20 protein-coding genes are annotated in these 21,109 nt (G+C 70.8%); 9 read left to right on the forward strand and 11 right to left on the reverse strand.

Translation table 11 applies throughout. The annotated features are described in order from the left end of the window. Positions 1-688, reverse strand: a 688-nt coding sequence (locus tag DMB66_RS29900; protein ID WP_199752690.1) for a UPF0182 family protein, incomplete at its 3' end; no start/stop codon positions are given. A gap of 83 nt (positions 689-771) precedes the next feature. Continuing rightward, a complete protein-coding gene (locus DMB66_RS29905) occupies positions 772-1,800 on the reverse strand; it encodes a PDZ domain-containing protein (RefSeq protein ID WP_125807458.1) in 1,029 nt (342 codons plus the stop codon). Between the two features lie 89 nt (positions 1,801-1,889). On the opposite strand from DMB66_RS29905, the gene DMB66_RS29910 reads away from it, so the two are divergent. After that, the gene (locus DMB66_RS29910; RefSeq protein WP_125807459.1) at positions 1,890-3,149 is read left to right on the forward strand and encodes a zinc-dependent metalloprotease; all 1,260 of its coding nucleotides are present in this window, start codon (positions 1,890-1,892) and stop codon (positions 3,147-3,149) included. Between the two features lie 115 nt (positions 3,150-3,264). Here DMB66_RS29910 and DMB66_RS29915 read toward each other — a convergent pair whose 3' ends face one another. Then, positions 3,265-3,864, reverse strand: coding sequence for a hypothetical protein (locus DMB66_RS29915; RefSeq protein WP_125807460.1), 600 nt, complete (start codon positions 3,862-3,864; stop codon positions 3,265-3,267). A 158-nt stretch (positions 3,865-4,022) separates the two neighbouring features. After that, positions 4,023-4,556, reverse strand: a complete 534-nt coding sequence (locus DMB66_RS29920) for a M48 family metallopeptidase (protein WP_125807461.1) — start codon at positions 4,554-4,556, stop codon at positions 4,023-4,025. A 475-nt stretch (positions 4,557-5,031) separates the two neighbouring features. On the opposite strand from DMB66_RS29920, the gene DMB66_RS62820 reads away from it, so the two are divergent. The 3 genes from DMB66_RS62820 to DMB66_RS29935 all read left to right on the forward strand — a co-directional run bounded on the left by DMB66_RS62820 (position 5,032) and on the right by DMB66_RS29935 (position 8,143). After that, complete coding sequence (locus DMB66_RS62820) at positions 5,032-5,193, forward strand: DUF5679 domain-containing protein (protein ID WP_023562255.1); 162 nt, start codon at positions 5,032-5,034, stop codon at positions 5,191-5,193. 239 nt (positions 5,194-5,432) lie between these two features. Continuing rightward, the gene (locus DMB66_RS61485) at positions 5,433-6,680 is read left to right on the forward strand and encodes a hypothetical protein (protein WP_158647408.1); all 1,248 of its coding nucleotides are present in this window, start codon (positions 5,433-5,435) and stop codon (positions 6,678-6,680) included. Positions 6,681-6,775: 95 nt separating this feature from the next. Further along, positions 6,776-8,143 carry an AarF/ABC1/UbiB kinase family protein gene (locus tag DMB66_RS29935; protein WP_125807463.1) on the forward strand — a complete coding sequence of 456 codons (1,368 nt, stop codon included), beginning with the start codon at positions 6,776-6,778 and terminating at the stop codon, positions 8,141-8,143. Between the two features lie 374 nt (positions 8,144-8,517). Here DMB66_RS29935 and DMB66_RS29940 read toward each other — a convergent pair whose 3' ends face one another. From DMB66_RS29940 to DMB66_RS29950, 3 genes are all read right to left on the reverse strand, one after another. Then, a complete protein-coding gene (locus DMB66_RS29940; RefSeq protein ID WP_125807464.1) occupies positions 8,518-8,880 on the reverse strand; it encodes a WhiB family transcriptional regulator in 363 nt (120 codons plus the stop codon). A 139-nt stretch (positions 8,881-9,019) separates the two neighbouring features. Further along, entirely contained in the window at positions 9,020-9,361 is a 342-nt protein-coding gene (locus tag DMB66_RS29945; protein ID WP_233624933.1) for a hypothetical protein, read from the reverse strand. Positions 9,362-9,437: 76 nt separating this feature from the next. After that, the gene (locus DMB66_RS29950; protein ID WP_125807465.1) at positions 9,438-11,582 is read right to left on the reverse strand and encodes an ATP-dependent DNA helicase UvrD2; all 2,145 of its coding nucleotides are present in this window, start codon (positions 11,580-11,582) and stop codon (positions 9,438-9,440) included. 81 nt (positions 11,583-11,663) lie between these two features. On the opposite strand from DMB66_RS29950, the gene DMB66_RS29955 reads away from it, so the two are divergent. Continuing rightward, complete coding sequence (locus DMB66_RS29955; RefSeq protein ID WP_125807466.1) at positions 11,664-11,906, forward strand: mycoredoxin; 243 nt, start codon at positions 11,664-11,666, stop codon at positions 11,904-11,906. Positions 11,907-11,960: 54 nt separating this feature from the next. Here DMB66_RS29955 and DMB66_RS29960 read toward each other — a convergent pair whose 3' ends face one another. From DMB66_RS29960 to DMB66_RS29975, 4 genes are all read right to left on the reverse strand, one after another. Further along, on the reverse strand, positions 11,961-12,842 hold the full coding sequence (locus tag DMB66_RS29960; RefSeq protein ID WP_125807467.1) for a phytanoyl-CoA dioxygenase family protein: 882 nt from the start codon (positions 12,840-12,842) through the stop codon (positions 11,961-11,963). 103 nt (positions 12,843-12,945) lie between these two features. Beyond that, the gene (gene nudC / locus DMB66_RS29965; RefSeq protein ID WP_125807483.1) at positions 12,946-13,950 is read right to left on the reverse strand and encodes an NAD(+) diphosphatase; all 1,005 of its coding nucleotides are present in this window, start codon (positions 13,948-13,950) and stop codon (positions 12,946-12,948) included. A 118-nt stretch (positions 13,951-14,068) separates the two neighbouring features. Then, positions 14,069-15,388: a pitrilysin family protein gene (locus DMB66_RS29970; protein ID WP_125807468.1), complete on the reverse strand. Its 1,320-nt coding sequence runs from the start codon at positions 15,386-15,388 to the stop codon at positions 14,069-14,071. After that, entirely contained in the window at positions 15,385-16,680 is a 1,296-nt protein-coding gene (locus tag DMB66_RS29975; RefSeq protein WP_125807469.1) for a pitrilysin family protein, read from the reverse strand. The genes DMB66_RS29970 and DMB66_RS29975 overlap by 4 nt, the downstream gene beginning before the upstream one ends. 169 nt (positions 16,681-16,849) lie before the next feature. On the opposite strand from DMB66_RS29975, the gene DMB66_RS29980 reads away from it, so the two are divergent. From DMB66_RS29980 to DMB66_RS29995, 4 genes are read left to right on the forward strand one after another with little or no spacing between them, the layout of a single operon-like run. Next, a complete protein-coding gene (locus DMB66_RS29980; protein ID WP_125807470.1) occupies positions 16,850-17,203 on the forward strand; it encodes a hypothetical protein in 354 nt (117 codons plus the stop codon). A gap of 4 nt (positions 17,204-17,207) precedes the next feature. Then, positions 17,208-18,479: a YqgE/AlgH family protein gene (locus DMB66_RS29985; protein ID WP_125807471.1), complete on the forward strand. Its 1,272-nt coding sequence runs from the start codon at positions 17,208-17,210 to the stop codon at positions 18,477-18,479. Further along, entirely contained in the window at positions 18,476-20,560 is a 2,085-nt protein-coding gene (locus DMB66_RS29990) for an SIR2 family protein (RefSeq protein ID WP_125807472.1), read from the forward strand. The genes DMB66_RS29985 and DMB66_RS29990 overlap by 4 nt, the downstream gene beginning before the upstream one ends. Before the next feature lie 57 nt (positions 20,561-20,617). After that, positions 20,618-21,004: a hypothetical protein gene (locus tag DMB66_RS29995; RefSeq protein WP_125807473.1), complete on the forward strand. Its 387-nt coding sequence runs from the start codon at positions 20,618-20,620 to the stop codon at positions 21,002-21,004. The last annotated feature ends 105 nt before the right edge of the window (positions 21,005-21,109 follow it).

The raw sequence follows: 21,109 nt of genomic DNA on the forward strand, positions 1-21,109 counted from the left end.
GCTGGTCCAAGATGTACGCGACCGCCTTGAGCAGCACGAAGAACGCCACCAGGGTGGTCAGGTGGGCCCGCGCGGCGGCGGTCATCCGGTCACCGACGCCCTGCAGGCGCACGCCGCCGAAGATGTAGTGCACGGCCAGCGCGCCGATCACCGACAGCACGATCGTGGTGAAGCCGACGCCGAGCACGTAGCGCCACAGCGGGTATTCGAAGATGTAGAAGCCGACGTCGACGTGATGCTCCGGGTCCTGCACGCCGAACGGCTGGGAATTCCGGAAGAGCATCCAGTCCTTCCAGCGGCTCTGCGCGGACAGACCGGCGAAGAAGCCGATGACGACCGAGATGATCGTGATCCAGGTGCCGAGCCGGGGCTGGATGACCATCCGGTAGCGCTCGAGCGTGGCCTGCTCGGCCGAGTGCGGCCGGAGCAGCGGCCGGAGCCGGTAGGCCAGGTAGAGGTTCGCTGCGATCACCAGCGCCATCGCGAGCCCGATGGCGAGGAAGAGCAGCAGCCGGGTCACCAGTACACCGGAGAACACACCTGTGAAGTTGACCTCGTCGTACCACAGGTAGTCGGTGTACGCGTCGATGCCCCAGCCGAGCAGAGTGAAGAGAAGGAAGACCCCAACGAGGACGCCGACGGTCACGCGACCGCGCCGGCTCATCCTCGGTAGAGGACTGTTACGCATGACCAACGGGAACCCCACAAAGTCGGACCGGTATATCACATTACGGTGTTGCGCTGTTCCGTCTGGGGCACCTGCGCCGATTGTTACTTTGCGGGGCAGGGTTTCGGAGTGCCGCCCGTGGTGTAGGCCTGCAACGCGGCGAGCGCGTCGTCCACCGTGGCCACCTCCGCCATGGTCAGGCCGGGCACGGTGTTGCGCAGCGCCTCGGCGCAGTTGCCGGCCGGCACCAGGAAGAGCGTGGCGCCCGCGTCCTTCGCGCCGACCAGCTTCTGCGGGATGCCGCCGATCGGGCCGACGTTGCCCTCGTCGTCGAGCGTGCCCGTACCCGCGATAATTTTGCCGCCGGTCAGATCGGCCGGCCGCAGCTTGTCGATGATGCCCAGGCTGAACATCAGCCCGGCGGAGGGCCCGCCGATCTCATCCAGGTCGATCTCAACATCGAACGGGTGCGGCTGCCGCTTGTCGATGGCCACGCCGATGCGCGGGGTGGCAGTGCCCTCGGCGGCCTTGGTCTTGATGGTCGCGGTGGCGGCCTTGCCGCCCCGGGTGTAGCCCACGGTCAGCGCCGTGCCGGCGGGCTTGGCCTGCACCAGCTGGGTCAGCTTGTCGGGGCTGGTCACCGCGGTGCCGTCGACGGTCGTGACGACGTCGTCCTTCTGCAACACGCCGACCGACGGGCCGTCCTTGGTCACCTCGGTCACGAACGTCTGCACCGGGTAACCGAGCTCGCGCAGGGCCACGGTCTCCGCGCTGGACTGCGAGGACTTGAACTCCTCGGCGTTCTGCTCCTCGACCTGCTGCTCACTGCGGTCGGGCGGATAGATCAGGTCTCGCGGCACGACGGCCTGGTCGTCGCTGAACCAACCGCGGATCGCCCACACCAGCTCGACGCTCGGCTGCACCCCTACGGTAGTCAGCCGGAGTTGCCCCTGAGAGGTCGAGGTGGTCGCCTTCGTCACCTGGATAACCTCTTTGCCGTTGTCCGAACCGAGCGTGTTGACGGTCGGCCCCGGCTTCAGCACGACGTAGGGCAGGGGGAAGGCCATGACACCAACTGCCAGCAGTGCGGTGATCAGGGCGCCGAGGATGACCGTGACACCGCGACGTCTCATGCGCGTGACCGTACCAACCGACCCTGAGTTCTCTCTGAGCTGACACCGGCATTGGCCACTTGGGCCGCATACGCGCGTACGGTTGGGGTGTGCCTGATATCCCGTTCGGCTTCAGCCTGCCGGGCGCCCAGCCGCCCGATCCCTCCGACCCGCAGCAGATGCAGCAGTTCATGAATCAGCTGCAGCAGATGTTCGCCGCGCCCGGAAGCGGCCCGGTCAACTGGGATCTGGCCCGCCAGGTGGCGGCCAGCCAGCTCAGCTCCACCGGCGACCCCGCAGTGAACATGTACGAGCACAACGCCGTCTCCGAGGCCCTGCGCCTCGCCGACCTGTGGCTCGATCCGGCGTCCGCGCTGCCGTCCGGCATCCGCGACGCGACAGCGTGGAACAGAAACGAGTGGGTCTACAACACCCTCGACGTGTGGAAAAAGCTGTGCGACCCGATCGCGGGCCGCATGGTCGGCGCCATGGGCGACCTCGTGCCCGAGGAGGCCCGCGCCCAGCTCGGCCCGATGCAGTCGATGGTGGCGACCCTCGGCGGCGCCCTCTTCGGCGGCCAGCTCGGCCAGGCGCTCGGCCAGCTCGCGGCCGAGGTGCTCTCGGCCGGCGACATCGGCCTGCCGCTCGGCCCGGGCGGCACGGCAGCCCTGGTCCCGGCAAACATCAAGGCCTACGGCGACGGCCTGGAGCTCCCGGAAGACCAGGTCCGGCTCTATGTCGCCCTGCGCGAGGCGGCACACCAGCGGCTGTTCCAGCACGTTCCGTGGCTGCGCGCGCACGTGCTGAACGCGGTGGAGACCTACGCGAACGGCATCACGGTCAACCGGGAAGCGATCGAGGAGGCGATGAGCCGCGTCGACCCGTCCGACCCCGAGTCGATGCAGCAGATGGCGCTCGAGGGCATCTTCACCCCCGAGGACACGCCGCAGCAGAAGGCCTCGCTGGCCCGGCTCGAGACGGCGCTCGCACTGATCGAGGGCTGGGTGGGCCACGTCGTGGACAGCGCGGCGGGCGAGCGCCTGCCGGCCGTGGCGGCGCTGGGCGAGGCGTTCCGGCGCCGGCGCGCGGCGGGCGGCCCGGCGGAGCAGACCTTCGCGGCGCTGGTCGGCCTGGAGCTGCGCCCACGCCGGCTGCGCGAGGCCGGGGCGCTGTGGGCCGCGGTCACCGAGCAGCGCGGGGTCGCCGGCCGCGACGCCCTCTGGGACCACCCGGACCTGCTGCCGACGGACGAAGACTTCGCCGACCCGCAAAAGTTCGCCCGCGCCCAGCTCGACTGGGACATCTCCGAGCTGGACAACCTCGGCGGCACCGATGATCTCGGCGGCCCCGGCGAGGGAAAAACCGAATAAAGAGCAAAATCAGGATGTCGTAGCTCGGTGGGTGGTGCTGACCGTCGCTCCCGCCGAGGCCGGGCGAGGGGCCCAGCTGTCGCTGCCCCTCGCCCTTCATTCTGCGTGAGTGGTTTCAACCCCCCAGGATCGCCCTGGTGTTCTCCCAGCCCTCCAGGGCCGGGTCCAGGGTGGCCAGGTCGTAGGGTCCGCGCAGGCGGCGCCACTCGGCGGTCGATTCCACGAGGCTGGGCTGAGGCGCGGTCCTGCGCACAGTCATCGGGGTTCCCGTGTCCAGGTCGATGTCGGCCAGCCACTGCGGCGCCGGCAGGTGCGTGGCGACGGCCAGCAGCCCGGCCCCCTCCTGACCGGTGGGCGCCACCGCCACCGGCTTGCTGCTCAGCGGCCGTAACAGCTTCCCCAGGATCATGCCCGGCACGTCGGCGGCGTCGGCGGCCAGGACAGCGGCCTGGTCAAAGCCGTCCTTCGCCGCGGCCTCGAGCACGGGCAGCACGGTCGCCGTGCGCACCTCGTAGATCGGCATGCCCGGCCAGGCGATCTCCCGCGCCAGGTCCAGATCGGCCGCGGTAGCGGCCAGGGCCGGCTCGGCCTGCGCAAGCCGGGCCAGCAGGTCGACGACATCCTCGGCCAGCGCGGCCCGCCACTTGCCCAGATCGATCCCGGGCGGACTCCAGCTCACCGGGGTGAGCAGCGCCACCACCACACGTTTGGTCACGCCCCGAGGCTAGCTGCCGGTCCCGCTCGCTCCGTCACGCCGGCCGGCCCACTCGTTCCCGGCCACCAACCCGGCCGGCCCGCTCGTTCCCGGCCATCAAGCCGGGCAGCCCACTCATTCCCGGCCGTCATGCCGGGCGGATGGTCAGGCGCCGGCGGTCAGTCCTCGGCCAGGACCAGGCCGGTCGCCGCCGAGATGCCTTCCAGGTAGCCGCGGGCGCGTTCCGCTCTGGGGTAGCGGTTGACCAGCTCCCAGAACTCCGCGTTGTGGCTCGGCACGACCAGGTGGGCCAGCTCGTGCAGCAGCACGTAGTCGATCACCCAGTCCGGCATCTCCTGGATCCGGTGCGAGATTCGGATCGTCCCGTCCTCCGGGGTGCAGGAGCCCCACCGGCCGTTCTGATTGGTCACCCACCGCACGCTGGCCGGCATGATCTGCTCGGCGTGGTCGGGCAGATGCCGGGAGATCAGGCGTCGGGCGCGGACCAGCAGCTCGCTGTCCGTGCGCCTGATGCGCTCCTCGCGGGCGGCGAGGCGCTCGAGCATCCTGGCCACCCACTCGGTCTCCTCCGCACGGGAGAACCGATCGGGAATCAGGACGACGACCCGCTCGCCCTCCCGATACGCGGACACCGTGCGACGCCGGCGCTGGCTGCGCCGCACTTCGACGACAGGCTTGCGCGTCCTGGCCATTACCGGCTCGCGGGGCCCACACTCGGGTTCACATTGCGACGTTAATCCGTCAGGCCCAGGTCACCGCAAGGGTACGAGAAACGACACGCACCCAAAATGTGACCTACGCCCCAGTAAATCCGAAAATATTTTCCACCCCGGCGCCCGGCCGCCGCCAAATCCCACGCTATCCGAAAGAACTGGCGCATCGCGCCGCGCGCCGACCGTCCTGTTTCTGACTGTCTGGAGTAATTCGTCGGCGTGTCTCCCTGTATGTGCCCAAAAAGGGTCATCTCGCCCGGCACACTCAGGCCGTCGACGACACCGTCGACGCCGCGCTGACATGGAATAGGCCCGACCTGGGTAGTGACCGCCCCGAGCGGGTGGCCACATTGACGTGGTCGCGGAGCGGTCCAGCGCCGAACACAAGATCGCGGCCTGTCGCCGCGAGCAAGGCATAGGGCCGATCCGGCCGACAACATGACGAGGAGGAACCGTGGCCGACACCACGTACAACGGCTACTGCGTGAAGTGCAAGGAGAAGCGCGACTTCCAGGGCACGGTTGAGGTCTCGAAGACCGGCATGAACATGGCCAAGGGCAAGTGCCCAGTCTGCGGCACGACGGTCAACCGGATCCTGGGCAAGGCGAAGGCCTGACCGCGCCGAAGGGACAAGACGGGGGTGACCATTTTGGTCACCCCCGTCGACTTTCGCACCCATATTCACCCGATCGAGTCCGTAACCCGTTACCGCACAAACACGTTAAGTAGCTACCCACACTCCCCACCCACCTGTGGATAACTCACGGATTCCTGTGGATAACCCTGCGTCCCAGCGGTACGACCCTGTGGACAACGAATCCGCTGTGCGCCGGAACCATGACACCGTGTCATGTCATGAGCCGTACGCCGCTGCCCCGGCCAACGCTGCTGCCGGGCCTCCCCCGCATCTGGCGCACCCCGCACACGCTGCAACTCGGCCTGGATCCGGCCCGCGCGGTGCTCCTCGACCTACCCGAGCCCGGCGCGGCCCGCCTCCTAGACCTGCTCGACGGCTCCCGCTCGGAACGCCACGCCCTGGCCCAGGCCGGCTCCCTCGGCATCCGCCCCGGCGAGGCGGCGGTCCTGCTCGACACCCTGCACGAGGTGGGCCTGGTGGTCCCGGCCCAGAGCCTGTTCCCCTCGTCGATGCCGGCCCGCCTGACCCCCGAGGCCGCGGCGCTGGCCTACTCCCAGGCTGGCGCGACGCCCGCCCGCACGCTGCGCCGCCGCGCCGCGGCCAGGGTCGTGGTCACCGGCCCCAGCCGCCTGGCGGCCGGCGTCGCGGTCGCGTTGGCGACGGCGGGCACCGGCCACGTCCACCCGGACCTCGCCGGCCAGGTGACCCGCCACGAGGCTCCGGGCGGCCCCCTCACCGAGTCCGACATAGGCAAACCCAGGGCCGAGGCCGTCGCAGCGGCCATCCAGCGGTCGGCCCCCGAAACCAAGACCCGCACGGTACGGCGCGGAGCAGCGTCACTGGTGATCCAACTGGGCCGCGACCACCCGGCCACGCCACCGCCCGTGACCAGCGCCCAACGAAACCGCCCCCACCTGACAGCAACGATCCGTGAGGGCGTCGTGATGGTCGGCCCACTGATCCTCCCGGCAACCAGCCCTTGCCCAAACTGCATGGCCCTGCACCTCGCGGACCGCGAGTCCCTCTGGCAAACAAACCCGCCCCCACCGCCACCTCCACCCCCGCTTCCGTCCCCGCCCACAGCCCCGCCCCCGACCCCGGCCTCGCCCTCAACCCCGCCCTCGACCCCAACCCCGCCCTCGCCCTCGACCCAGGCCTCGACCTCTAGCTGGGCCCTGCACTCTCCCCTGGCCTGGATTCCGGCCTCGCCCCCGGCCTGGGCTCCGCCAGCGTTGGAACCATGCGGCGTGGCCACGTTCCTGGCCGCCGTCGCGTTCATTACCGGCGAGGCCCTGGCCTACCTGGACGAGGAGACCCCGGAGACTCTCGGCGTCGAGGTCGCGGTTACCGCGCCGGGGCGCACCCGCCGCCGCACTTGGCCGCCCCACCCCAATTGCGGATGCTCCCGGCTACACCCACCGGTGAAGCAGTCCCGGCATCGAACCGCGAGCTCGGGGATGGGGTGATGATCGATCGGCAATGATCGGACTTTTGGCGCGTTTCACCTCGATCAAGCGCCTCGAGGGCGGTTGATCGGCGCAGCGTCGGTCACAATGATCTGGTGACCGACATCCCGCGTCGTGCAATGTCCCGCACCGCCAAGCTCGCCGCGCTGCCTCTTGGCTTCGCCGGGCGCACCGTGCTGGGCCTCGGCAAGCGGGTGACGGGCATCGCGACGGAGGTCATCTCCGCCGACATCCAGCAGCGCACCGCCGAGCAGTTGTTCAGCGTGCTGGGCCAGCTCAAGGGCGGGGCGATGAAGTTCGGGCAGGCCCTGTCGGTGTTCGAGGCCGCGATGCCCGAGGAGATGGCGGGGCCTTACCGGCAGGCGCTGACCAAGCTGCAGGAGGCCGCGCCGCCGATGCCGGTGGCCAGCGTGCACAAGGCGCTCGCCGCGCAGCTCGGCGCCGACTGGCGGGACAAGTTCGCCGAGTTCGACGACAGCCCGGCCGCCGCGGCGAGCATCGGCCAGGTGCATCGGGCGACGTGGAAGCTGCCGCCCAGCCGCAAGGGCGCAAAGCCGAAGACCCTCGACGTCGCGGTGAAGGTGCAATATCCGGGCGCCGGCGACGCGCTGCTGGCCGATCTCAAGCAGCTCGGCCGACTGGCCGGCATGTTCAAGATCATCCAACCCGGCATGGACATCAAGCCGCTGCTCACCGAGCTGCGGGAACGGATCACCGAGGAGCTCGACTACGCCCTGGAGGCGGAGGCTCAGACGGCGTTCGCCGCCGGGTATGTCGACGACGCGGACATCTTCGTGCCGCGCGTCGTCGCCTCCGCGCCCCGGGTGCTGGTCACCGAATGGATCGAGGGCACCCCGCTGGCGAAGGTGATCAGCGAGGGCACCCAGGCGGAACGCGACGAGGCCGGCCGGCTGATGGCAACGCTGAACTTCTCGGCGCCCGCCCGGACCGGCCTGCTGCACGCCGACCCGCACCCGGGTAACTTCCGGATCCTGCCCGACGGCCGGCTCGGCGTGATCGACTTCGGCGCGGTGGCCCGGCTGCCCACCGGCCACCCCGAGCCGATCGGCCGCCTGGTCCGGCTCGCGCTGGACGGCGACGCCGAGGCGGTGGTGGACGGCCTGCGCGACGAGGGCTTCATCAAGCCGGAGGACGAGCTGGACGCCCAGGCGGTGCTCGCCTTTCTCCGGCCGATGATCGAGCCGGTGGCGGTGGACAAGTTCCGCTTCACCCGCGCCTGGATCCGCAGCGAGGCGACCCGCCTGTCCAGCCCGAAGTCGCCGGCCTTCCAGCTCAGCCGCAAGCTCAACCTGCCGCCGTCATACCTGCTGATCCACCGGGTGACGCTGGGCTCGATCGGGGTCCTGTGCCAACTCGAGGCGCAGGCACCGTACCGCTCGATTCTGGAAAAATGGCTGCCCGGCTTCGCCCCCGGCGGCGTGACTCCAGCCCAGTCCCGCTGATGAGCTGCCCGGCTTCGCCTCCGGCGGCGTGACACCAGCCCAGTCCCGCTGATGATCAGCGTGCTCGAGCGGCAACGTGGCAAATCTCACAGCCAGCCACCCCATCCAGCAAGAAGAGGGCCCGCCCGCTTGCGCGGACGGGCCCGTCGGATTTAGTTGTCAGAGGCGTCCACCCAGTTCACGGGCAGCCCGGTGCCGGGCCTCCATCGCGATCTGACGGGCGGGTCGGTGTGCCTCAGGGTGGTGGTCGGCCTGAGGCCGACGCATTCGTGCTCGTGAGAGCGCTTCGTGGATAAGTTTTACCTTCGAGGTGGCGTTCGTGTTCACGGGCTTCTTCCGTCTCTGAGTTAAGGGTCGGTGGGTAAGGGGTGGTCTCAGGCCGCGAGGCGGACCGAGTTGCGGGACTCGAGGCCGTTCGCGGCGAGCCGCTCCTCGACCTCGACCTGGAGCTCGGCGTCGCGGGCGACGTCGACCTTGCGGGGACGGCCGCGGGGCCGCTTGCGCGGCACTACGGCGCCGCGCTCAAAGATCTCGCCTCCCCAGACACCCCAGGGCTCGTTCCGCTCGACCGCGCCGGCGAGGCACTCGACGCGCAGCGGGCAGTCCCCGCAGAGCGACTTGGCCAGTTCCAGCTGGGCCGGGGAGTCCGAGAACCAAAGGTCCGGGTCGAACTTCCGACAGGGCAGGTTTGCCTCGAGCTCGACGCTCACGTCGAGTGGGGCCAGCGCCAGACTCATAAAGCCCGGTCACCTCTCTCTTCTTCTCGATCTTCTGGATCGCGATACAGGTCGTGCACCGGCCGGTGAGCCGGCAAAAAAGTAGGCCGCGGATCCCGGTTACGGGTTCCGCGGCCTCGAGGTGAGCCGGTTGGTCTTGTTAGACCGGCCTTCCTCGAGGCGGGACACCGCTGGCACCATCCGTCACGCGCTTGGAGGTGCCATTGCTGCCCACGAACCCAGTGGTCCCGTAGCTTCCATCGACGTCGACCAGAGTCCTGACCAGCTCGGCCTGGATCTGGACCTGGTGCGCCTGCGAAGCCGGGGCCCGCTCAGCGGCCAAGATCGCCACGGGGGCGGACTCTGGCAGCCACGAAGCGGACGGAGCGCAGACAGCAGCAAGCAGCATCGACGGTCGCTCGATCGTGTAGTTGAGCTTCACCGGTGCCACCTCCTCCATCGCCTTGCGCTCGAATCGTGCTCTTCGGTCCTTGATGAACATGGTTTTAACCCGTGCTCGTCAAGGTGTGCACTGAGGCTAAGCCCGCCCGCGGGGGGAGGGCAAACGAATTAACGGACTAGTTTCCAAAGTTTTCTGACAGGGGCTCCGCGAGGCTCTCGCCACCCACCAGAGCGAAGACCGCCGGCCCGTACTGGCGCAGCTTGCGGGGGCCGATCCCGGCGATGGCCAGCAGCTCCGGCGGGGTGCTCGGCTTGCGCTCGGCGATCGCCACGATCGTGGCATCCGTGAACACCACGTATGCAGGAACTTTCTGCTCCGCCGCGGCTGCGGCGCGCCAGGCCAGCAGGCGCTCGTACAGCTCCTCGTCGAGGTCCGACGGGCAGGTCGGGCAGCGGCCCAGTTTGCGGTCCGCGCCGGCCATCAGCGTCGCGCCGCAGATCCGGCAGGAGACCACCGTGCTGCGCCGGTTGACAGGTTTCTGACTGCCGCCCGCGACGCTTGCTTTTTCCAGCCCGGTGTTTCGCTGGCTCAGGTGCGGCAGGAACCGGCACGGTCGCCGGGCCCGGCCGCCCGGCGACCGGCTCTGGCCGTACGACAGCCAGAGCCACTGCCGGGCCCGGGTCACCCCCACATAGAGCAGGCGGCGCTCCTCCTCCAGCTGCTCGGGGGTTTTCGCGTACGTCGTCGGCAGCGTCCCCTCGGCCAGCCCGACGAGGAACACCGCGTCCCATTCCAGGCCCTTGGCGGAATGCAGTGAGGCCAGCGTCACACCCTCGACCGTCGGGGCGTGCTGCTGCTCGGCGCGGCGGGCCAACTCCTCGCAGAACGCCGACAGCGACAGGTCTTGCTGGATCGCCCCAGCCTCGCCCAGCGGCAGCAGGCCGGGCGTGCGGGCGTATTCCTCGGCGAGGGCGACCAGAGCCGCCAGCGCCTCCCACTGCTCCCGCTGGGCCCCGCCCGGCGGGGGTTGCTCGCGGGCCCAGCCGGTCGCGGAGAGCGCCTCGACGACGGCCTGGACCAGCGGGGTCTCCCCCGGCGTCGAGCGCACGGCCGAGCGCAGCGCGATCATCGCCTTGCGCACCTCGGCGCGTTCGAAGAAGCGCTCGGCGCCCCGCACGACGTAGGGCACCTCCAACTCGGCCAGGGTCTTCTCGTAGGCCTCCGACTGCGCGTTGGTGCGGAACAGCACGGCGATCTCGCTCGCCGGGGTGCCGGCGGCGATCAGGTCGCGGCTGCGGCGGGCGACCGCGACGGCCTCGGCGGGCTCGTCCGGGAAGATCTTGAGGTCGGGCTCGGCGCCGGGCGGGCGCTGGCCGATGAGCTCGAGCCGCAGCTTGGCCTCGGTGCCGCGGGCCTGCCTGATCACCGCGTTGGCCAGGCCGACGACCTGCGGCGTCGAGCGGTAGTCGCGGACCAGGCGGACGACGACCGCGTCGCGGCGCTGCCGGGGGAAGTCGACCAGGTATGCCGAGGTGGCGCCGGTGAACGAATAGATCGTCTGGCTGGCGTCCCCGACCACGGTCAGGTCGTCGCGGCCGCCGAGCCAGGCCTCCAGCAGCCGTTGCTGCAGCGGGTTGACGTCCTGGTATTCGTCCACGACGAAGTGCCGGTATTGCGAGCGGACCTGCTCGGCGACGTCGGAGTGCTCCTCGATGCCCCAGACGGCGGCGCGCAGCATGTCCTCGAAGTCGATCACGCCCTGGCGGCGCTTGAGCGCCTCGTACGCGGCGAAGACCTCGGCCACCTTCGCGGCCTCGTGCGGTGGCTCGCGCAGCGCCTTGGCCGCGGCGACGACGTACTCCCCGGGCTCGACCAGCGACGATTTCGCCCACTCGATCTCGCCCGCCAGATCCCGCGCGCCCGTCCGGTCCACCTTGACCCCGGTGCGCCCGGCGGCGAGTGCGACGAGCCGCCCTTTGCTTTCCACCAGCTCGGGCATCGCCCGGCCTTCGAGCAGCCGCGGCGCGAAGTAGCGGACCTGGCGCAGCGCCGCCGCGTGGAACGTGCGGGCCTGCACCCGGCCGGCGCCGAGCTCGGTGAGCCGGGAACGCATCTCGGCGGCGGCGCGGGCGGTGAACGTGACCGCGAGGATGTGCCGCGGGCTGATCTCGCCCTTGAGCGTGCGGTAAGCGATCCGGTGGGTGATGGCCCGCGTCTTACCCGTGCCGGCCCCGGCGAGGATGCAGACCGGCCCGGCGGGGGCGGTCACCGCCCTCCGCTGATCGGGGTCGAGCCCGGCTAGCACGCGTTCGGCTGTCACAACCGGGAATCATGACACCCCGGTCCGACGTTTCACGTGATGGCTTACCGCCATGTGATGTCTCCGAAGGGATCCTGACCGATGTTGACCATGTACTCGACGTCCTGGTGCGGCTACTGCCATCGGCTCAAGTCGCAGCTCGACCGGGAGGGCATCCAGTACGAAGTCATCGACATCGAGCAGGACCCGGCCTCGGCCGAGTTTGTGATGGGTGTCAACGGCGGCAACCAGACCGTGCCGACCCTGCGTTTCGACGACGGGTCCGCGCTGACGAACCCGTCCATCGTGCAGGTCAAGGAGCACCTGGCCACCATCTCCGCCTAGCGGAGCCAGCGACATTGGCGGGGGCCGGCCGCATCGCGACCGGCCCCACCCGCGTTACGGGATGAGCGCGGGGACGCTCGAGTCGAGCAGGCCTTGGCGCTTGAGCTCGCCGTAGAGCGGGGTCGTCTCGGGGTAGTGGCCCCAGGCGTGGTCGCCGTCACCGCCGCCGACACCGCCGAGCAGCTGCTGCTGCACCGGCGAATACGTCGCCCACTCGGGCCTGTTCGGCAGGTCGGCCACGTCGTCGCGGCCGGCCAACCAGCGGTAGGTGTAGCCGAAGAAGGCACCCACGCGCGTGATCGACGAGTAGTTGTCGGAGCGCGCGTGCCACAGCCGCCGGTCGAAGACGACCAGGTCGCCCGGGTTCGCGGTGATCTGCAGCGCGCCCTCGGGCTGCGGCCACGGGACGCCACGCGACGGCGGGCCCGGCAGCCAGTTGGTCAGGTGGCTGCCCGGCAGGACGGTGAAGTTGCCCCGGCCGGTCTCGCTCACGTCGGACAGCCAGTAGGCGAGCTTGACCGACATCCGCGGGCGCGGGTCGGTCTCCAGCTCACGGTTCTGCCGGCCGCCGTCCTGGTGCCAGTGCCACCAGTCCTTCTGCCGCTCGTGGATCTGCGGGTGCACATCCACGTGCGAGTGGTAGACGTGCACGTTCCAGCCGAGGATCGACCAGATGTACTTGAACGCCTTGGGGTGGTCCAGCAGGAACGCCAGCTCCGGGTTGTTGGTGACCGCGGAAAGCTGGTGCAGCGCGCCGTTCGCGCCGAGGCCGCCCTCGCGTGACGCCAACTCCTGGGACCGCAGGATCGCGGTACGCGCGATCGCCACCTCGTCCTCGGTCAGCACCGCCGGGATGACCAGGAAGCCGTCGCGATCGAACTGCGCGCGCTCCTCGGCCGTCATCGGCGTCCAGGTCTGCTCCGCAAGCAGGGACATCTACATACCTCTTCTCCGTGTCTGCTCATCCAGACGCTGGAGTGTCCCCCCATGGTTGCTAAGTCGGCGTGAAAAAATCTTTGATTCGAGCAATGTGAATCCCTTAACGGGGGAAATCACCCAACCAGCCCTCAACTAGATAAAAGGCGATTGATGAGCGCATAGGCAGACTCATCCGGACTCCGCTCTCCGGCTCCACGTAGTCACCGGCGATCATTCGCGTGATGTCGCCGCGGGTGAACCAGCGCGCCTCGTCGATCTCCTCCGGGTCGACCGAGATCGGCTGCTCCCGGTCGGCCACCGCGGTGTAGCCGAGCATCAGCGAGCCCGGGTACGGCCAGGACTGGCTGCCTTCGTACCGCAGCGAACGCACCCGGACGCCGACCTCCTCGCGGACCTCGCGCACGACGGCGGCCTCCGCGGACTCGCCCGGCTCGACGTAACCGGCCAGGCAGGAGAACCGGCGGATGCCCCCGACCTCGGGCCATGCCGCGTTGTGACCCAGCAGACAGCGGCCCTCCGGCCCGGACACGCCGTCGTGCACCAGCACGATCATCGCCGGGTCGGTGCGCGGCCACATGGCCTGCCCGTCGGCGTCCACCCGCGACCAGCCCGCCTCGATGACCGTGGTGGGCTGACCGTTGCGGGGCGAGAAACGGTGGCTGGCATGCCAGTTGCCCAGCGCCGCGGCGGTGGTGAAGATCCCGGCATCCCGCGGGTCGAGGCGGTCGCCGATGTCGCGCAGCGTGCTGGCCCGCGCCTCGGCCTCATCGGCCGCCGGCAACGGGGCGTCGACCGCGAAGATCGGCACCCCGGCCGGGTCGACGCCGAGGAACAGGCGCTCGCCCTCGGGCGCCTCGTCCGCGCCGACGAGCACCAGCGTCGGCGTGCCGTCCGGGCGCCGGGCGACCAGCGCCCGGCCGCCCTTGCCGATGTCGATGATCAGCACCAGGCCGGTCTTCCACGCCTGGGCCAGCCAGTCGTCGTCGCGCCGGTGGTGCGCCGCGCGGTCCAGGCTCGTTCGCGCCAGCGGCGGGCCGGCCGGGCCGGGCTGCTCCCCCACGTCGGGTTGCTCGCCCGTGCCGGCAGACCCGGGCTGCTCCCCCATGTTTGGCTGCTCGCCCGTGCCGGCCAGTCCGGCCGGCTCCCTCATGCCATCACCGTCGCCGGCGCTGCGGCGATGACATACGCCGGGCGCGGAGTTGATGGTGCGCTCGCAAGCTCTCTCACGGGGCCCCGCGTTCCACGGCGGTCAGCGCCGCCAGCGGTGCCTCGACCTTGTCGGCGTCGCCGAGCACGACCGTGACCGCCTGCGACGGCGCCAGGTAGCGGGCCGCCGCCTCGGTGACCTGCTCGCGGGTGGCCGCGGCCAGCGCCCGGGAGTGTTCGCTGAGGTAGTCCAGCCGCAGGCCGAAGCTCGCGTAGATGCTGGCCAGCCCGGCGAGCCCGGCCTGGGTGGACATGCCCAGGCGCAGGGTGCCCAGGGCGTAGCGGCGGGCCTGCTCCAGCTCGTCCTCGCCCGGCGGCAGGCTGGCGATGCGGCCCAGCTCGTACAGGGTCTCCAGCATCGCCGGGCCGGTCACCTCGGTAGCCACCTCGGCCGCCACCACCAGCGCGGAGCCGGCGACGAAGTGCTCGATCGAGCTGTGCGGGCCGTACGTGTAGCCCTTGTCCTCGCGGATGTTCTCCACCCAGCGTGACGAGAAGTAGCCACCGAAGACCATGTTGGCCAACTGCAGCGGCGCGTAGTCGGGGTCGGTGCGGGACACCCCCGGCAGGGCCATCCGCAGCGACGACTGCACCGCGCCGGGCCGGTCGACCAGCAGCAGCGGGCCGGGCTCCAACGCCGGCGTCGGCGGCACGTTGCCGTCACGGCTCGGGCCGATCCAGCCACCGAGCGACTTCTCGGCGGCGTCGATCGCCTTCTCCGGGTTGAGGTCGCCGACCAGCACCAGCACCGCGCCGTCCGGGCGGACCCGGTCGGCGTGCAGGGCGCGCAACTGTGCCGGGCGGACGCCCTTGACCTGCTCCGCCTCCGGCGTCTGCACCGCGTACGGGTGCCGGCCGTACATCCGGTGCAGCAGCGCCGTCCGGGCCAGGTGGGCCGGCTGGCTCTGGGCGACCTGGATGTGGTCGACGAGCCGGTCGCGCTCGGTGGCGACCTCCTCGGCCGGGTACGTCGGGTCGGTCAGCACCGCCGCAAGGATCTCCAGCATCCGGTCGAGGCCGGCCGCCAGCGAATTGCCGGTGACGAGCAGCCTGTCCGGGTCGAGCCCGGCCGAGAGCCCGCCGCCGACGGCCTGCAGCTCCGCGGCGATGTCGATGCTGGACATGGTCGCGGTGCCGGTGAACAGCGCCTGCGACAGCAGGGTGGCGCGGGCCAGCGGCGCCCGGCCGAACGGCACCCGCAGGCGCATCTCGATCAGCGGCACCGCCGGGCGCCGGATCGCGATGACCGTGAGGCCGCTGGTGAGCTTGCGTTCGGCCTGCTTGGGCAGCTTGAGCTTGGTGTCCGGAATCAGATCCGGCAGTTCTCGCACGGTCACTGGTTCGCTCCCGGGATGACCTCGATGGTGGCGCGGCGCTCGGGCCGCAGGGTGGCCGCGGCGGCGACGATCTGTGCCTCGGTGACCTCGCCGACCAGCCGGGGCAGCTCGTTGAGCAGCTCCGGGCGGCCGCGCTGGGTCTCCAGCACGGCCATCGGCAGCGCCCGGCCGAGCACGGCGTCGGTGTCGCGCAGCAGGTGAGTGGCCATCCGAGCCTGGGTGCGGGCCAGCTCGCCCGGCGCCATGCCACCGGTGGCGAGCCGGTCCAGCTCCTCGTCGATGGTGCGCAGCACCTTGTCCGCGTCGCCGCCCGGCGGCATGTGCGCCTGCAGCAGCATCGCGGTGGGGTTGCGGACCTGGTATTCGTCGCCCATGAAGCCGATGTAGCCGCCGACGCTGGTGACCGTGCGGTCGCGCTGCACCAGCCGCTCGACCAGCCGGGACGCGTCGCCGTCGGTCAGCACCTCGGCGAGCACCACGTACGGCAGGTAGGCGTCGAACGCGCCGATCGGGTCCGGCAGCCGCCAGCCGCCGGCCACCGCGGGCAGCGGGGCGAGCCGGTCGGTGTACGCCTCCCGCCGTTCCCCGTCGATGTCCGGCTCGGCGAAGTCGGGCAGCTTCGGCTTGCCCCGTGCCGGCACGTCACCGAAGTGCCGCTCGATGAGGACGGTCGCCTGGGCCACGTCGAAGTCACCGGCGACCGCCAGCACCGCGTTGCCGCTCGCGTAGTACTTGTCGAAGAATTCCTCGGCGTCGGCCACGGTCGCGTGGTCCAGGTCGCCGAACGATCCGTAGCCGTCGTGCGCGTTGGCGAATGTGGAGAACATCACCGGCGGCAGCCGCAGCCACGGGAAGCCGCCGTACGGCCGGTTGAGGACGTTGACCCGGATCTCTTCCTTGACCACGTCGACCTGGTTGCGCAGGTTCTCCTCGGTCAGGCGCGGACCGCGCATGCGGTCGGCCTCCAGGAACAGCGCCCGTTCGAGGGCGCCGGAGGGCAGCACCTCGAAGTAGTCGGTGTAGTCCAGATGGGTCGAACCGTTGAAGCTGCCGCCGGCGCCCTGCACGTGCCGGAAGTGCGCGAGCTTCTCCAGATTCTCCGAGCCCTGGAACATCAGGTGCTCGAAGAGATGGGCGAAGCCCGTGCGTCCCTCCGGTTCGGAGCGGATGCCGACGTCGTAGACGACCGCCACACCGACGACCGGAGCGCTGCGGTCCGGCGTGAGGACCACCCGCAGACCGTTGTCGAGGGTGAAGCGTTCCACCGGATATTTCGTCGCGGGAATCTTCATTTTGCGCGCCACACAGAGAATCTAACCCGCCGAGAGGGGTGCGTGTCGGATCCGTCGTCCAGCGCCCTCGAACAGCGGTGCTAGCTTTCGCGTAGTGAGTCCGTGACGTGAGGTAAATGCTTCGATATCCTGTCGCGTCCGATCCACCACCACGACGGGGAGACGATCAGTGCCGGTACGGCTGCGCCTGGAGTGCGACTCGACCGCCGACGCCGAGTCGCTGCATCGCTGGCTGCGACAGGAGCAGGCGATCCGCGTCGACGGAGGGCTGGCCCGGGCGGCGAGCGACGATCCCGAGACGATGGGCACGCTGCTCGACGTGCTGACCTTGATCATCGGCAGCGGGCTCTCCGCCGGCCAGCTCGCGCTCGCCGTGGCCAGCTGGCGGGACGCGCGCCGGCCCGCGCCCACCGTCACGATCACCCACACCGCCGCGGACGGCGCGGTCACCCGGATCGAGGCGGCCGACCATGTGGCCCTGACCGCCGCGCTGACCGAGCTCGAGCAGCGCGAGCAGAAGTAGATTCATGGGTGACGTCACAGACCCGGCACTGGCCCAGGTCGTTCTGATCGGGGTCTCGGCCTACCGGCGGCTCTTCGAGCTGCCCGCCGCCCGGCGCAACGTGACAGACCTGCGCGATCTCTTCCAGCACGAGGATCTCTGGGGCGTGCCGGCGGACAACTGCCATGTGCTGCTCGACCCGGAGTCCCCGGCCGAGGTGAGCCGGGCGATCCGGCGGGCCGCGGCGGCGGCCGGCACCGACGGGATGCTGCTGGTCTACTTCGCCGGGCACGGGCTGGTGGACGCGGACGACGGCAACCTCATCCTCGGCCTGCCCGGCTGCGACCCCGAGGTGCCGTACGAGCGCGGCGTCCCGTACGACTGGATCCGCCGGGCCGTCGCCGACACCCGGGCCCGCCGCCGGGTGGTCATCCTCGACTGCTGCTACTCGGGCCGGGCCGGGTCCGAGCTCGGCGGCGACGGCAGCGGCACCGACGCGGTCGCCGACAAGGCCGAGACCGAGGGCACCTGCCTGCTGGTCTCGGCGCCCGCCAACCGGCCCGCGATGGCGCCGCGCGGCGAACCGCACACCGCGTTCACCGGCGAGCTGATCCGGCTGCTGCGCGACGGGCTGCGACCGCCGCCGCCGGAGGCGACGCCGCCCACGCTGACGGTCCACACCGTCTGGCGTACGGTGCGCCGGGCGATGTTGCGCCGCGGCTTCGAACGGCCCGAGCTGCGGGCCCGCGACTCCGGCGCCGAGATCTCCCTGGTGCACAATCCGGCTGCGCCGCGGCACAACCTGGCCGGCAGCGTGCTCTACGCCGCGCCCTGGTTCGTCGACGAGGACCTCGGCCAGCGCGCGATCCTGGTGCTGCGGCACAACCAGACCGGTGGGCTCGGCGTGTGCATCACCCGGCCCGACGGTGACATCCCGGAGGCGTTCCCGGAGGCCTGGCGGCCGCTGCTGCGCAATCCCGCGATGCTGTTCCACGGTGGCCCGGTGGCCCGCGACGGCTACATCGTGGTGGCCCTGCTGCGGGCCGGCGCGGCCAAGCCGCTGCGCTTCACGCCGGTCCGCGACCGGCTCGGCACCCTCGCCCTGTCGGCGGTGCCCGAGGATCTCGCCGGCGCGGTCGACACGATGCGCGTGTTCGTCGGCTATCTGGGCTGGCGCGCCGGCGAGCTGGAGGAGTTCCTGGACCGGGGTGCGCTGATCGCCAGCCGGCACACCGCCCGGCAGGTCTTCACCGAGCGGCCCGGCGAGTTGTGGCAGTCCCTGCAGGCTGTCCGGTGAGCGACGTGACCGATCCGGCGGAAGGACTCAGCGCGGGCGAGACGCTGCTGCTGGACAGGCTGACCACCGGGCTGCGGGACATCGACCAGATCACCCTGCTGGTCGGCTCCGGCGTGACGGCCACGGTCATCCCGCGGGTGCGCGGGGTGCTGGAGATCGCCGACAGCTTCGCGGCCGGCCGCAACGACGACGGCGCCCTGGAGCGGGCGCTGGAGCAGGCGCGCGCGGAACTGGTCGGCACGCGCCCGATCGACGCGTACCGCGTCTACCGGCGCGTCCTCACCGACTGGGTGTCCGCCGGGGCGTTCGACGTGATCGCGCAGCAGGCCGTGCTGAAGGCGTACGCGGCGCCGGACCCGATGGAGTCCCCGCTGGCCACCCACGGCCTGGGCCAGCGGCTCGAACGCGGCGTCGGCGAGGGCGTGGAGAACGACCGCTTCTCGTGGCAGCTGCCCCGCGGGGTGCAGGCGCTCGGTCACCTGCTCGCGCAGGTCCCGGAGGCTTTCGACCACCGGGTGCTGACCACGAACTTCGACCCGCTGCTGGAGATCGCGATCCGTTCGGCGCGCGGCCGGGCGGTCAGCCTGCCGATGGACACCCGCGGCGCGACCGGCAGCTCCGGCAGCACGGACGGCGCCGTCCGGGTCTTCCACCTGCACGGCTTCTGGCGCCCGACGCTGCACGTGCGCGGCCCGCAGCTGCTGCACGACCCGGCCCGGCTCGTGGAGAACAAGCTGCTGATCGCGGCCACCGCCGACCTGATCCGCGGCGACACCGTCTGCGTGATCGGCACCAGCGACTGGGCCGGCACGCTGACCGCCGCCATCGCCGCGGCGGCCCGCACCCGGCCCGTACGCGTGCTCTGGGCCCTGAACGACCCCGACGCGGCCACCGCGCTGAGCACCGCCGAGCGCCTGCGCGAGGCGACCGGCGTGCCGGTCGAGTGCTTCCCCGGCGTCGACTCCGAACGGTTCTTCCCGGCCCTGGCCGAACGCGTCCAGGTCCCGGTGCCGCCGCGGGCGACCGGGTTGCGGCACCGGGTCCGGCACCACAGCTGGGAGCGCCAGCTCGTCTCCCAGCCCGGCACCCAGCCGCCGCGCGACGTGCCGGGCCTGCTGCTCCAGCTCGAACGCCGGTTCGGCTGGGTCAACCAGCAGCGCGGCACCGTCGGCCCGATCCGGCTGCTCTGGCCGGTGCGGCTGCGCTCGCGCGCCTCGGTGATCCACATGGTGCAGGCGTTCGCGGCCGGCGCGCTGGCCCGGCTCGGCGTCGAGGTGCGGGTCTGCATCGACGACGTGGGCTCGCGGGACATCGACGCCACGGCCTCGTTCCGGGCCGACCTGGAACGCTGGATCGACCACACCGGGCACGGCGCGGTCCGGGAGTTCGTCAGCCTGTCGGAATTCCTCGAACGGGTGCAGGCCCAGCCGGCGGACACCTCGCCGGAGTCGCTGCTGCGCCCGACGGATCCGTGGTCGGTGGCGCGCACCTTCTACGGCGAGCACAACCCCTCGCTGTACAGCCTGCTGGCGGCGGTCAAGGCGGTGCCGAACCTGACCTCGTGGGACGAGCTGGAGAAGAACGCCTGGCAGATCGTGCAGTCGGTGCTGCGGACGGACGCGAACCGGCTGCTGACGCCGCTGACGCTGTGGCCGTACCTGAACAGCATGTTGCTGGAGAGCGCGACCAACGACGTGATGACGCTGGGCGGGCGCGACGAGGCGATCCTGTGGGCGCAGTGGCGCCAGACGTTCGGCTTCGGGCCGGGGCATCTGTACAACCCCTACATCAAGAGCCTGAAACACGACGCGCAGATGCTGCGCTGGTCGTCCGAGGAGGAGCTGAGCCGGCACCTGCACCGGACCCGGGAGCTGCCGGGGTGGGATCTGGAGGGCAGCTATGTGCCGTGGCTGTTCCAGAACGCGCTGCTGCTGCCCGGCTACCTCAACAACGAGCCGGTGCCGGAGACCGAGGACTTCCCGCTGGATTCGTGGGCCGCCTTCGTGGCCGCGATCGAGGACGGGCGCCCGGTGCTGGACCTGCTCGCCGCCCGGGTCACCGAGCTGTTTCTGCGGCCATGAGCACGGTTGCCCCTTCGGAGGTCGCGGACTTAGCGTCGCCGCGCTAGCGTTTCCGGTATGACTGCCACAGTTGTGGAACGAGTCGGGCGGACCTCCGTCCACGCCTCCGTCCAGGACGATGCCGCGCTGTGCGTCACCGCGCTGGGTGCCGAGCTGACGGCGTACGTCGCCGGTGCCACGACCGTCGCGGAGTTCGAGTCCTGGCTCGCCGCCGAGCGCGGACCGGACTGGCAGGTCCGGCGCCGGCTGGCCGCCGCGGCCGAGCTGGTCAACATCTTCGAAAGCGCCAACCAGAGCGCTCTGGCGCCGGCCTGGCTGCGCGAGATGGACCCGACCGGATATGTGCCGGCCCGGGTGCTGCGAATCTCCTCCGCCGACGCGATCAGCGTAAAGGCCCTGCTCGAAGCGGCCGAGATCTGGACGCTCACGCCCGCGGGGGCGTAGCGCTCCATCGGCATCTCGCCACGCCCTGGGGGTTCCGCTGCGCCTCTTCCGATCCGACCGGACACCCTTCGAGCGACTACGCCGGCAGCTGTCCCGCAAGTCCGA

This window comes from Actinoplanes sp. ATCC 53533, assembly GCF_003947245.1.